The following is a 12,630-nucleotide window of genomic DNA, read 5'->3' on the forward strand; positions in this document are numbered from 1 at the left end:
CCTAAAGGACGGCAGTGACGCCGTCGACCGAAAGGAATCGTCATGGCGACGGAGTACAAGGCCACCCCCGAGGACAAGTTCACCTTCGGTCTCTGGACCGTCGGCTGGGAGGGGGTCGACGTCTTCGGCGGCGCCACCCGCCCCGCGATGGACCCGGCCCACGCGGTCGGCAGGCTGGCCGAGATCGGCGCCTACGGTGTCACCTTCCACGACAACGACGTCTTCGCGTTCGACGCCGACCAGGGCGCCCGCGAGGCTGCGATCAAGAGCTTCCGCGATGCGGTGGACGCCCACGGCCTCAAGGTCCCGATGGTCACGACCAACACCTTCAGCCACCCGATCTTCAAGGACGGTGGCTTCACCAGCAACGACCGTCGCGTGCGTCGTTTCGCCCTCGGCAAGATCGCCAAGAACATCGACCTCGCGGCCGAGCTGGGCGCCGAGACCTACGTCTTCTGGGGCGGCCGTGAGGGCGCCGAGAGCAACTTTGCGAAGAACATCGGCGACGCGCTGGACCGGTTCCGCGAGGGCTTCAACACCCTGACGGCGTACGTCAAGGAGCAGGGCTACGACCTTCGCTTCGCGATCGAGCCGAAGCCCAACGAGCCCCGCGGGGACATCCTGCTCCCGACGATCGGTCACGCCCTCGCCTTCATCGAGTCCCTCGAGGACTCCGAGATGGTCGGTCTCAACCCGGAGGTGGGCCATGAGGAGATGGCCGGTCTCAACTTCGCGGCCGGCGTCGCGCAGGCGCTGTGGCACGGCAAGCTCTTCCACATCGACCTCAACGGCCAGCACGGCCCGCGTTTCGACCAGGACCTCCGCTTCGGCGCGGGCAACCTGCGCGGTGCGTTCAACCTCGTCGACCTGCTCGAGTCCAGCGGCTACACCGGCCCTCGTCACTTCGACTTCAAGCCGCCGCGGACCGAGGACGAGGAGGGCGTCTTCGCCTCGGCCGCCGGTTGCATCCGGAACTACCTGATCTTCAAGGAGCGTGCTGCGGCCTTCCGCGCCGACCCCGAGGTCAAGGCGGCCATGGAGCGCTCCGGCCTGGATGAGCTCGCGACCCCGACGCTCGCCGAGGGTGAGTCGCTCGCGTCCGTGCGCGAGGAGAGCTTCGACATCGACGCGATGGCCAAGCACGGCTTCGCGTTCGAGCAGCTCGACCAGCTCGCCATGGACCACCTCCTCGGCGTCCGGTGACGCTGGTCGCCGGGGTCGACTCCTCGACCCAGTCCTGCAAGGTCGTCATCCGCGACGCCGAGTCGGGCCGCCTCGTGCGGTCCGGCTCGGCGCCGCACCCTGACGGCACCGAGGTCCACCCCGACCACTGGTGGGAGGCCCTGCAGAACGCCATCGCCGCCGCCGGAGGCCTGGACGACGTCGAGGCCATCGCCGTCGGCGGCCAGCAGCACGGCATGGTCTGCCTCGACGCGGCCGGTGACGTCGTACGCCCGGCGCTGCTGTGGAACGACACCCGCTCGGCCGAGGCCGCCGCCGACCTCAACGCCGAGCTTGGGCCGGAGGTGTGGGCAGAGGCGGTCGGCTCCGTGCTGGTCGCCAGCTTCACGATCACCAAGCTCCGTTGGCTTCGTGACCACGAGCCCGAGGCTGCGGCGCGCGTCGCTGCGGTCTGCCTGCCCCACGACTGGCTGACGTGGAAGCTCTCCGGCTCCACCTCGCTCGAGGACCTGGTGACGGATCGCTCCGATGCCAGTGGCACCGGCTACTGGTCGGCCACGGACGGTTACCGGCGCGACCTCGTCGAGCGGGCCTTCGGCCGTGCCGGCGTGATCCTGCCGCGCGTTCTCGGCCCGGCCGAGTCGGCGCTCCGGACCCCGGGTGGGGCTCTGCTCGGTCCCGGTGCGGGCGACAACGCGGGTGCCGCCCTGGGCTTGAGCGCCGTCCCCGGTGACGTGATCGTCTCGATCGGCACCTCAGGCGTCGTCTCGGCAGTCTCCACCACGCCTGCCCACGACCCCAGCGGCACCGTGGCCGGCTTCGCGGATGCGACCGGTCACCACCTGCCCCTCATCGCGACGCTCAACGCCGCGCGTGTCCTGGCCTCGACCGCGCAGCTGCTCGGCGTGGACCTCGAGTCGTTCTCCGAGCTCGCACTCAGCGCGCCGTCCGGCGCCGGCGGTCTCGTCATGGTGCCCTACCTCGAGGGGGAGCGGACGCCGAACCTGCCGCACGCCAAGGGCGCGGTCCACGGCCTCACCCTCACGACCTCCTCACCGGCGCACCTCGCGCGCGCTGCGGTCGAGGGGCTCCTCTGCGGGCTCGCCGACGGCATCGAGGCGATGGTCGGCCAAGGCGTCGCGGTCGAGCGCGTGATCCTGATCGGGGGAGGCGCGAAGTCCGAGGCGGTGCGCCGGCTCGCGCCCGTCGTCCTCGGACACCCCGTCGTCGTGCCAGAACCGGGGGAGTACGTCGCCGACGGAGCCGCCCGCCAGGCGGCCTGGGTCCTCTCCGGAGCCGACGAGGCCCCAGTCTGGGAAGCATCCGGCACGGAGACCATCACCGCTCCTGCCGACCCGTCGGTCCGCGCGCAGTACGCCGCCGTGCGTGATATGACGATCCGATGAGTGCCGGATCGACCTGGGCGGGCAGCCACGACTACCTCGCGCGTGAAGTGCTGAGCCCCACGACCGTCGACGAGGTCGCCGAGATCGTCGCCCGCGAGCCGCAGGTGCGCGCGCTCGGATCGCGGCACTCGTTCACCGACGTGGCCGACTCGGCGGGGGTGCTGGTCTCCCTCGCCGCACTCGACACAGCGCCGGAGCTGGTCGGAGACACCGTCCGTGTCCCCGGCGGCATGCTCTACGGCGACCTCGCGCTCTGGCTGCACGAGCGCGGTCGTGCGCTCGCCTCGATGGCGTCCCTTCCGCACATCTCCGTGGCCGGCGCGGTCGCCACCGGCACCCACGGCTCCGGCGTCAGGAACGGCTCGCTGGCCGCTGCGGTCAGCGCGGTGGAGCTCGTCGACGGCCGGGGCCAGGTCGTCCGGATCGCCAGGGGAGATGCCGACTTCGACGGTGCCGTGGTCGCCGTCGGAGCGCTCGGGATCGTGACGGTCGTCGAGCTCGACACCGTCGAGGCATACGACGTCTCCCAGGCCGTCCACGAGGGGCTGACGTGGCAGCGGCTGCTCGAGGACCCGTGGCGCCTCCTCGCCTCGGCCTACTCGGTCTCCGTCTTCACGCGCTGGACGGGCGAGGAGGTCGGCCAGGTCTGGACGAAGGAGCGCGGCTCGGTGCCCGCGATCATCGACGGACTGACCCCGGCGGCCGAGCAGCGCCACATGATTCCCGGCATGGACGCCTCCCTGACCACGCCCCAGCTCGGCGAGCCCGGGCCGTGGCACGAGCGGATCCCGCACTTCCGCCATGGGTTCCTGCCGAGCAGCGGCGACGAGCTCCAGACCGAGTACCTCGTGCCCAGGGCCCAGGCCGCCCGGGCGCTGGCGGGCGTGCGCCAACTCGCCGACGAGATCGAGCCGCTTCTGCACGTGACGGAGCTCCGCACGATCGCAGCCGACCAGCTCTGGCTGAGTGGCGCCTACGACACCGACGCGCTGGCGATCCACTTCACGTGGCTCAAGCGTCCGGCCCAGGTGGCCGCGCTGTTGCCGCGCCTCGAGGTGCGGTTGCTCCCGCTCGGCGCACGCCCCCACTGGGGCAAGGTCTTCGACGCCACGGCACCACAGCTTGGGCCGCTCTACCCGCGCATGACCGACTTCCTCCAGCTGGCCGCGCGGTTCGACCCGTCCGGCCGCTTCGTCAACGCGTGGACCGCGCGCGTGTTCGGCGGTCAGTCAGACGGCGGCGCCTGACGTTCATCGCGCCTGGGCCGGGCCAGCGCGACGAGCCGTGCGACGACGAGGGCCACGTAGAACACCCCGGCGGTCTGCTCGATCATCGTCACCGACCGGGCATGGGGAAGCACCGGCACGATGTCGGAGAGCCCCACCGAGGTCATCGTGGTGAAGGAGAGGAAGAGCAGGTTGAACCAACTCTGGTCGTCGCCGTACGACCCCGGCCAGACGACCTGGACCGCCGCGTAGAGGTACGCGAACGCCCATGCCACGACGGTGAACGCGGCCGCGGTGGCGAAGAGTTCGTCGCGCGTGACCTCGTCGTCGTGGAAGAGGTAGCGAAGCAGTGCGTAGGAGACGAAGAGGTAGAACGGCACGTGCAGCGTGGCCGAGACCAGCACCACCCAGTCGGCCCCCGGGGAGACGGCCTCCCAGACCGCGAAGACCATCGCGGGCACACCGAAGAGGACTGCGATCCAGTTGAGCGCCGGCGTCCGGCGTACAGCGGCCACGGCCGTGAAGACGAGGAGCAACTGCAGCACGCCGAGCCCGACGCGCCCGGCCGTCGAGCCCTGGAGGAACGGCCACAGCAGGATCGCCGCGAGCTGGCCGATGAGAAGGACGGCCGAGGGGTGCTGGCGGACGGCCTCGACAGGTCTCATGCCACGCATCATCCCAAACCCACCCATCGGAAAATTGGACCGCGCCAATTCGTGATCTCGGTGCCAAGCCCTACCGTTTGCGCACGTGACTCAGGACCACTTCTCTGACTGGCAGCACGCGCAGGAGCTCGCTGAGGCGATGATCCCGATCGTGGGACGGCTCTACCGCGAGCGCGACGTGACCATCCGCATCCACAGCCGCTCGCTGGTCAACAAGTCGGCCATCGACGTCCTGCGCACGCACCGCTTCGTCCGCCACATCGAGGGCTATGAGCTCTCGATCGACGACACGTCTGCTATCCTGCAGGCGGTCGCCGCCCTCGACCTCGGCGCCGCGACGATCGACATCGGCCGTCTCGCCGTCGCCTACGCCGCAAGCGACGAGGGCCTCTCCGTCGAGGAGTACGTCGCCCGCGAGCTCGCCGACGCCACCGGGGAGAACAAGCTCGCCGACGTCGGCGGCAAGGACGTCGTGCTCTACGGCTTCGGCCGCATCGGCCGCCTGGTCGCGCGGCTCCTCGTCGAGAAGGCCGGCTCCGGCAACGGCCTGCGCCTGCGCGCCGTCGTGGTGCGCAAGGGCGGCGAGAACGACCTCGTGAAGCGCGCCTCGCTCTTCCGCCGCGACTCGATCCACGGCCACTTCAACGGCTCGATCACGATCGACGAGGAGAACTCGACGATCATCGCCAACGGCAACGCGATCCGGTTCATCTACGCCTCCGACCCGTCCGACGTCGACTACACGGCGTACGGCATCAACGACGCGATCCTGATCGACAACACCGGCCGCTGGCGTGACCGTGAAGGGCTCAGCCAGCACCTCCGCCCCGGGGTCGACAAGGTCGTCCTGACCGCGCCGGGCAAGGGCGACATCCCCAACATCGTCCACGGCGTCAACCACGAGGGCATCGACCCCGCCGAGCGGATCCTCTCCTGCGCCTCATGCACGACGAACGCCGTCGTGCCGGCGATCAAGGCGATGGAGGACGCGTTCGGCATCCGGTCCGGTCACGTCGAGACTGTGCACTCCTTCACCAACGACCAGAACCTGCTGGACAACTACCACAAGGCCGACCGTCGCGGCCGGTCCGCGCCGCTCAACCTCGTCATCGTCGAGACCGGTGCCGCCTCCGCGATCAAGAAGGCGCTGCCCAACCTCGAGGCCACCATCTCCGGCAACGCGATCCGCGTGCCCACGCCGGACGTGTCGATGGCGGTGCTCAACCTCAACCTGAAGCAGGCGACGACCCGCGACGAGGTCTTCGCGACCCTGCGCCAGGCCTCGCTCGAGGGGCCGCTCAAGCGCGCGATCGACTTCACCTCGGCCGCCGACGCCGTGTCGACGGACTTCATCGGCTCCCGGGCGGCGACGGTCGTGGACGGCAACGCGCTGATCGTCAACGACGACAACGCGATCCTCTACCTCTGGTACGACAACGAGTTCGGCTACTCGACCCAGGTGCTGCGGGTCATCCAGCAGATCTCGGGTGTTGAGTACCCGGAGCTGCCGAAGTCCTGAGGCCGGGCGGCCGGCGCCGGGGTCAGTGCTTCTTGTGACCCTTCCCCTTGCCCTTGGCCTTGCCGTGCTTGGCCTCCACCACCTTGGTCTTCGCCTTCGCGTGGCCGTGGCCCTTGGCCTTGGCCTTCGCCTTGGCCTGCGGCGCCGGGCGCGACGCGCGGTGGGACTGCGTGGAGGTGGTGGCGGGGACGACCTCGGCTGCCGGGCTGACCGCGGGTGCGGTCGGCGCCGGCGCGATCACCTGGTCCGGGGTCGTCGGGCTGACGTCGTCGGCATCGCCTGAGGGCTGGACCGCGCCGAAGGCGACCGCCGCTGCGGCGGCCAGCCCGGCGATCGCGGTCCCGGTCACGAAGAACGAACGCAGCCGCCGCCGACCTCGGACAGGCTCGAGCTGGGGCGGTGGGGCCGCGGGGGCGGCCGGCACGACGGCGTACCGACCGGTCTGGCCGGGAGCGCCGCGCAGGCGCGCCGCCACCTCCTCGGCCGAGGGCCGCTCGACGGGTCGGTACGCCGTCATGTAGGTCAACAGCGTGCGCCACTCCACCGGCAGCTCGGACGGGATATGCGGGTGCCGGGTAAGGCGGGCGATCGCGGCCTCGGCCGCGGGACCGGGGAAGGCCCGGACACCGGTGAGCGCCTCGAGCAGCACCAGGCCGAGGGAGTAGATGTCGGTGGCCTCGGTGATCGCCTGGGCGCGGACCTGCTCGGGTGAGACGTAGGCCGCGGTGCCGATCGCGATGCCGGTCTGGGTGTGGCGGGCGGTGTCGCCCATGAGCCTCGCGATGCCGAAGTCGACGAGCTTGGACTGGTCGTCGCGGCCGATGAGCACGTTGCCGGGCTTCACGTCGCGGTGCACGATGCCGCGCGCGTGGGCGTAGGCCAGGGCGTCGGCGACCTGACTGCCGATCAGACGCACGCGGTCAGGCGCCATCGGACCACGCTGGATGAGCTCGCGCAGCGTCGGTCCCTCGACCAGCTCCATCACGAGGTACGGGCGCTCGTCCGCCCCGAGGTTGACCATGCCGGCGTCGAGGACGGGGACGAGGTGTGGGTGCGAGAGCCCGGCCAGCGTGCGGGCCTCGAGCTCGAAGCGGGCGCGGTCGCGGCGGTCGTCGGGGCTCTCGCGGAGCACCTTGACGGCCACCGGGCGCTCCAGCAACCGGTCCGTGGCGCGGTAGACATCTGCCGTCCCGCCACGACCGAGGGCCTCACCGAGCAGGTAGCGCCGCCCGACCACGCGTCCGTCGTCCATATCGCAACGGGAGATACCCCGCCGACCCATGACGATCCCCACCGAATCAGTTGTGGGATCGTCAGGGCATGGACGTCACCCTCTCCGCCCGCGCCCAAGAGCTGCTCGGCCAGGTCACGGAGTTCATCGCCACCGAGATCGAGCCGGTCGAGGCCGACTATCACCGGGAGATCGCGCAGCGCCGGGCGGCGGGGCAGGGCGAGAACTGGCTGGAGCTCCCCGTGATGCGCGAGCTCCAGGCCAAGGCACGGGCCCAGGGCCTGTGGAACCTCTTCCTCCCTGAGGACCATGGCGGGCTCTCGAACGTGGACTATACGCCCATCGCCGAGCAGACCGGACGTTCGTTCATCGCGCCGTACGTCTTCAACTGCAACGCGCCCGACACCGGCAACATGGAGGTGCTGCTGCGCTACGGATCGGACTTGCAGAAGGAGGAGTGGCTCGAGCCGCTGCTCGACGGCCGGATCCGCAGCGCCTTCCTCATGACCGAGCCTGCGGTCGCCTCCTCCGACGCGACCAACATGGAGCTCACCGCGGTCCTGGACGGTGACGAGGTCGTGCTCAACGGCACCAAGTGGTTCTCCACCGGCGTCGGCCATCCCGACTGCGAGATCCTCATCGTGATGGCGCTCTCGGCCCCCGAGGCCGATCGCCACCACCGGCACTCGATGATCCTCGTGCCCCGCTCAACCCCCGGCGTGACGGTCGAGCGGATGCTCACGACGATGGGGTACTTCGACGAGCCGCACGGGCACGGAGAGGTCTCGCTCACCGACGTGCGCGTGCCGCAGGGCAACGTGATCTCGGGGCTCGGCGAGGCCTTCGCGATCGCGCAGGGACGGCTCGGCCCCGGCCGCGTCCACCACTGCATGCGCCTGATCGGGCTGGCCGAGAAGGCGCTCGAGCTTGCGGTCGTGCGCGGCACGTCGCGGCAGGCCTTCGGCAAGCCGTTGATGAACCTCGGCGGCAACCGCGAGCGCCTCGCCGAGGCGCGGATCGCGATCGAGTCGACCCGACTCCTGGTGCTCAACGCCGCCTGGAAGCTCGACGTCGGTGGTCCGATGAACGCGATCAGCGAGGTCTCGCAGATCAAGGTCGCCGCGCCTCGGATGGCACTCGACGTGATCGACTTCGCGATGCAGATCCACGGCGGCGCCGGGCTCACCGACGACTTCCCGCTCGCCGCCGCATGGACGGGTGCGCGGTCGCTGCGTTTCGCGGACGGCCCCGATGAGGTGCATCTCGGCATGGTCGCGAGGCTCGAGCTGATGAAGCACGGGGCCTCGCGATGAGCGCCCGCGCAGGCCGGACGGTCCTGATCACCGGCGGCGCCTCCGGGCTCGGCGCAGCCCTCGCCGCCGAGTTCCTCGCCCGGGGTGACCGAGTCCTCGTGACCGACCGGGTGTCGACGTACGACGGCACCGGTGCTTCCTACCTCAAGCTCGACGTGACGTCGGACGAGGACTGGGAGTCTGCGCGCGCCTGGGTCGAGCAGCAGTGGGGCGGGCTCGACGTCCTGGTGAACAACGCGGGCATCGCGACCGGCGGCAGGATCGACGTCGTGACGCTCGAGGAGTGGCAGGGCGTCATCGACATCAATCTGCTGGGCGTGGTGCGTGGATGTCGCACCTTCACGCCGATGATGAAGGCCGCGGGGAGTGGCCAGATCGTCAACACCGCAAGCCTCGCCGGGCTCGTCCACCCGCCGGCGATGGCCTCCTACACGGCGGTCAAGGCCGGTGTCGTGGCGCTGAGCGAGTCGCTCTCGTACGAGCTGGCGCCGTTCGGCATTGCGGTCTCGGCGGTGTGCCCCGGTTTCTTCCGCACCAACCTCGCCTCCTCGCTGCACGGCTCGGACACGGCCCTCGACAAGGTGGCCGCCCGCCTGATCGAGCGGGCGCCGCTCGACGCGACGCAGGTCGCCGCCGAGGTGATGAAGGGGATCGATGCGAAGCGGATGGTCATCCTTCCCGACAAGGCGGCGCGCAGGGCCGTGATGACCAAGCGCTTCGCGCGCCCCCTCTACGACCGGGCGCAGCGGAAGTTCGGCGCACGCCTGCAGGCCATCACGACGCGCAACCAGAAGGAGACGTCATGAGCAAGGGAACGATCCTCATCACCGGCGCGAGCTCGGGGCTGGGTGAGGAGATGGCGCGCCAGTTCGCCGACCTCGGCTACGACCTCGGCCTGTGCGCGCGGCGCACCGAGCGGCTCGAGGCGCTCGCCGCGGAGCTCACCGGTGCTCACCCGGGCCTGCGCGTCGAGGTGAAGGCGCTCGACGTCAACGACGACGAGGCCGTCTTCCGCGTCTTCCGCGAGTTCGCGGCCGACTTCGGGACCCTCGACCGCGTCGTGATCAATGCCGGGCTGGGCAAGGGTGCGCCGCTCGGCACCGGGCGGTACGACGCCAACAAGCAGACCGCGATGACGAACTTCGTCGCTGCGCTGGCCCAGACCGAGGCCGCGATGGAGATCTTCCGCGCCCAGGGCGCCGGTCACCTGGTGATGATCAGCTCGATCTCGGCCCTGCGTGGCATGCGCAAGACGATCACGACGTACGCCGCCACCAAGGCCGGTGTCGCCGCACTCGCCGAGGGCCTGATCAACGAGAACGTGAAGGCCAAGGGCATCGACGTCTCGATCATCTACCCGGGCTACATCCGCTCGGAGATGAACGAGAAGGTCGCGCAGCAGACCAAGTTCATGGTCGACACCAAGACGGGAGTCGCGGCCATGGTGGAGGCGATCGAGAAGCGCAAGCAGAAGGCCTACGTGCCGTCGTGGCCGTGGGTGCCGATCGGCTTCGCGTTGAAGAACGCGCCCATGTCCGTCGTCCGCAAGCTCTTCTGATGGCTGACGACAAGCCCGGTGAGGTCGCCGGCGCACGGCCGGTGAGGGACGAGGACGCCTTCGACGTCGTGGCGGTCGACGCGTGGCTTCGTGCCCATGCCGACGGTGAGGCATGGGGCACGGGCGTGCCCGACGTGCGCCAGTTCTCCGGTGGCGCCTCCAACCTGACCTACCTGCTCCGCTATCCCGCCCGCGACCTGATCCTCCGCCGCCCGCCGGCGGGCACGAAGGCCAAGGGCGCCCACGACATGGGTCGCGAGTTCCGGATCCAGTCCGCGCTCGCGCCCGTCTTCCCGTACGTCGCTCCGATGGTCGGCCACTGCTCGGACGAGAGCGTCATCGGTTCGGAGTTCTACGTGATGGAGCGGGTCGTGGGCTCGATCCCGCGGATGGACTTCACCCGGCCCCTGACCGAGTCCCAGGTGCGCGATGTCTGCACGAACACCCTCGACCTCCTCGTCGCGCTGCACGCCGTCGACCCGGCGGCGGCCGGCCTCGGCAGCCTCGGCAAGGGCGACGGCTATGTCGCCCGTCAGGTCTCCGGGTGGACCGAGCGCTATCGGAAGGCGATCACGCCGAACGTCGGGGACTGGGCGCCCGTCATCGCCTGGCTCGAGGCCAACCAGCCTGCCGACGTCGCGGAGTGCCTCATCCACAACGACTTCCGCTTCGACAACGTCGTGTACGACGACGCCGATCCGACGCGCCCGATCGCCCTGCTGGACTGGGAGCTCGCGACCGTCGGCGACCCGCTGATGGACCTCGGCAGCTCGCTGGCCTACTGGATCGAGGCCGGTGACGACGACGCGATGCAGCTGCTGCGGATGCAGCCGACCACCACGCCGGGCATGCTCACCCGTGCTGAGGTCGTCGCCTACTACTGCGAGCGGGCAGGCCTCAGCGTGACGCCCGAGCAGTGGACCTTCTACGAGGTCTTCGGGCTCTTCCGGCTCGCGGGCATCGCCCAGCAGATCTACTACCGCTTCCACCACGGGCAGACGACCAACAAGCGGTTCGAGCCGTTCTGGATGATGGTCAACCTGCTCGAGGAGCGGTCACGCGCCCTGATCGGCGCCGAGCCGGCCGGGCACTTCTGATGGGTGTGCTGCACCTCGTCCGGCACGGGCAGGCCTCGTTCGGCGCCGATGACTACGACGTGCTCTCGACGCTGGGACACGAGCAGTCCCGGCTCCTCGGGCGCAGCCTCGCCGCTCGCGGGCTCGTCCCCGAGCGGATCGTCCGCGGCGAGATGCGGCGCCACCGGGAGACCCTCGAGGGGATCCTCGAGGGTCTCGGTGGTGCGGCAGACGGGGTGCCGGTCGAGGTGGACGCCGGCTGGGACGAGTTCGACTTCGGCCACGTCATCGACGTCCACCACGCCAGCGGTGAGGCCCTCGACACCGGTGGTGATGTGCAGGCCTTCTTCGAGCAGGCGACGAGCCGCTGGTCAGGCGGGGCCGCAGACCACGAGTACGACGAGAGCTTCTCCGCCTTCGTCGCGCGGGTCGGAGCAGCGGCCGAGCGCAGCGCCGCAGCGGGCGAGAACGTGCTGGTCGTGACGTCGGGCGGCCCGATCGCACTGGCGGCCTCGTCGCTGCTCACGGGCGATCCGTCGCTCTGGATGCGGCTCAACCGCGTCGCGGTCAACACCGCGGTGACCAAGGTGATCAGCGGCCGTGCAGGACTGACGCTGTCGACGTACAACGCCTATCCGCACCTGGAGCACGAGCGGGCGCTGGTCACCTACCGCTGAGCCGGGTCGGGCTGGCAGTGCGGGCAGAAGTACGCCGGCCGCGGCCTTCCTTCGGGCTCGCCCATGCTGATCCGCACGACCATCGTGCCGCAGCGGTGGCAGGGCCGACGGTCGCGACCGTAGACAGCGTTCTCCGGTGGCCGGCGCGTGCGGATCGACTCCTTCAGCTTGAGCCGGCCGATCTGCATCATCCGGGGGAGCCGCTCGTCGACTGCGCGGACCGTCGTCTGCGGATGGACGCCCATGGCGTAGAGCGTCTCGGCCGCCCAGATCGTGCCGAGCCCAGCGACGGCACGCTGGTCGCGGAGCGCGTCGAAGATGGCCATGTCGTCGAGGAGTCGCAGCCGACGTACGGCCTCGGCCTCGTTGTCGGCGGTCCACTCCGGCGAGAGCAGGTCAGGGCCCAGATCCCTGTAGACGCTGGGCTCTTGGGCCCGGGGCAGCAGCTCGACGACGCCGAGCAGGATGCCGAGCGCCTGCGTGGCGGCGGTTTCGAGGACGACTCGCACCGTGTGTGCGGGGCTCGGCCAGCGTTGCCCCACTGGGATCGCGCGCCAGACGCCGTCCATCTTGAGGTGGGTGTGGAGCGTCCAGTCGTCGCCGATGTGGGTGAGCAGGTTCTTGCCGTACGTCGTCGTGCCGGTCACGATCTCGCCGCTGAGGTCGACCGTCGCGAATCGGGGGACACGGAAGTCGGTGCGGGTGAGGGCATGCCCGGCGAGGGCGCGGTCGAGTGTCCGGGCCGTCTTCCAGACCATGTCCCCCTCAGGCATCGCT

12 protein-coding genes are annotated in these 12,630 nt (G+C 70.2%); 9 read left to right on the forward strand and 3 right to left on the reverse strand.

What is annotated here, in order from left to right; genetic code table 11:
* Window positions 1–42: 42 nt before the first annotated feature.
* The 3 genes from xylA to LH076_RS06595 are packed head-to-tail and all read left to right on the forward strand — an operon-like array spanning window position 43 to window position 3,835.
* Window positions 43–1,203 carry a xylose isomerase gene (xylA, locus tag LH076_RS06585; RefSeq protein ID WP_227783188.1) on the forward strand — a complete coding sequence of 387 codons (1,161 nt, stop codon included), beginning with the start codon at window positions 43–45 and terminating at the stop codon, window positions 1,201–1,203.
* Window positions 1,200–2,588 (forward strand): xylulokinase, encoded by a 1,389-nt coding sequence (xylB, locus tag LH076_RS06590; RefSeq protein ID WP_227783189.1) that lies wholly within the window; start codon window positions 1,200–1,202, stop codon window positions 2,586–2,588. The genes xylA and xylB overlap by 4 nt, the downstream gene beginning before the upstream one ends.
* Window positions 2,585–3,835, forward strand: a complete 1,251-nt coding sequence (locus LH076_RS06595) for a D-arabinono-1,4-lactone oxidase (RefSeq protein ID WP_227783190.1) — start codon at window positions 2,585–2,587, stop codon at window positions 3,833–3,835. The genes xylB and LH076_RS06595 overlap by 4 nt, the downstream gene beginning before the upstream one ends.
* On the opposite strand, the gene LH076_RS06600 is transcribed toward LH076_RS06595, so the two are convergent.
* Entirely contained in the window at window positions 3,814–4,479 is a 666-nt protein-coding gene (locus tag LH076_RS06600) for a potassium channel family protein (RefSeq protein WP_227783191.1), read from the reverse strand. The two genes, LH076_RS06595 and LH076_RS06600, sit on opposite strands and share 22 nt — an antisense overlap.
* An 85-nt stretch (window positions 4,480–4,564) precedes the next feature.
* Here LH076_RS06600 and LH076_RS06605 point away from each other — a divergent pair, with 85 nt between their 5' ends.
* A complete protein-coding gene (locus tag LH076_RS06605; protein ID WP_227783192.1) occupies window positions 4,565–5,998 on the forward strand; it encodes a glyceraldehyde-3-phosphate dehydrogenase in 1,434 nt (477 codons plus the stop codon).
* A gap of 22 nt (window positions 5,999–6,020) precedes the next feature.
* Here LH076_RS06605 and LH076_RS06610 read toward each other — a convergent pair whose 3' ends face one another.
* Entirely contained in the window at window positions 6,021–7,250 is a 1,230-nt protein-coding gene (locus tag LH076_RS06610) for a serine/threonine-protein kinase (RefSeq protein WP_227783193.1), read from the reverse strand.
* Window positions 7,251–7,318: 68 nt separating this feature from the next.
* Between LH076_RS06610 and LH076_RS06615 the strand changes: the two genes are divergently transcribed.
* From LH076_RS06615 to LH076_RS06635, 5 genes are read left to right on the forward strand one after another with little or no spacing between them, the layout of a single operon-like run.
* The gene (locus LH076_RS06615) at window positions 7,319–8,542 is read left to right on the forward strand and encodes an acyl-CoA dehydrogenase family protein (RefSeq protein ID WP_227783194.1); all 1,224 of its coding nucleotides are present in this window, start codon (window positions 7,319–7,321) and stop codon (window positions 8,540–8,542) included.
* Window positions 8,539–9,348 carry an SDR family NAD(P)-dependent oxidoreductase gene (locus tag LH076_RS06620; RefSeq protein ID WP_227783195.1) on the forward strand — a complete coding sequence of 270 codons (810 nt, stop codon included), beginning with the start codon at window positions 8,539–8,541 and terminating at the stop codon, window positions 9,346–9,348. The genes LH076_RS06615 and LH076_RS06620 overlap by 4 nt, the downstream gene beginning before the upstream one ends.
* Window positions 9,345–10,100, forward strand: a complete 756-nt coding sequence (locus LH076_RS06625) for an SDR family oxidoreductase (RefSeq protein ID WP_227783196.1) — start codon at window positions 9,345–9,347, stop codon at window positions 10,098–10,100. The genes LH076_RS06620 and LH076_RS06625 overlap by 4 nt, the downstream gene beginning before the upstream one ends.
* Window positions 10,100–11,197, forward strand: a complete 1,098-nt coding sequence (locus LH076_RS06630; RefSeq protein WP_227783197.1) for a phosphotransferase family protein — start codon at window positions 10,100–10,102, stop codon at window positions 11,195–11,197. Before LH076_RS06625 ends, LH076_RS06630 begins: the two co-directional genes overlap by 1 nt.
* The gene (locus LH076_RS06635) at window positions 11,197–11,853 is read left to right on the forward strand and encodes a histidine phosphatase family protein (protein WP_227783198.1); all 657 of its coding nucleotides are present in this window, start codon (window positions 11,197–11,199) and stop codon (window positions 11,851–11,853) included. The genes LH076_RS06630 and LH076_RS06635 overlap by 1 nt, the downstream gene beginning before the upstream one ends.
* Here the strand turns inward: LH076_RS06635 and LH076_RS06640 are convergent.
* A complete protein-coding gene (locus LH076_RS06640; protein WP_227783199.1) occupies window positions 11,844–12,626 on the reverse strand; it encodes a DNA-formamidopyrimidine glycosylase family protein in 783 nt (260 codons plus the stop codon). The genes LH076_RS06635 and LH076_RS06640 overlap by 10 nt on opposite strands.
* Between the last annotated feature and the right edge of the window lie 4 nt (window positions 12,627–12,630).

It is taken from the genome of Nocardioides sp. Kera G14 (genome assembly GCF_020715565.1).
In the GTDB taxonomy this organism is placed as follows: Bacteria; Actinomycetota; Actinomycetes; order Propionibacteriales; family Nocardioidaceae; genus Nocardioides.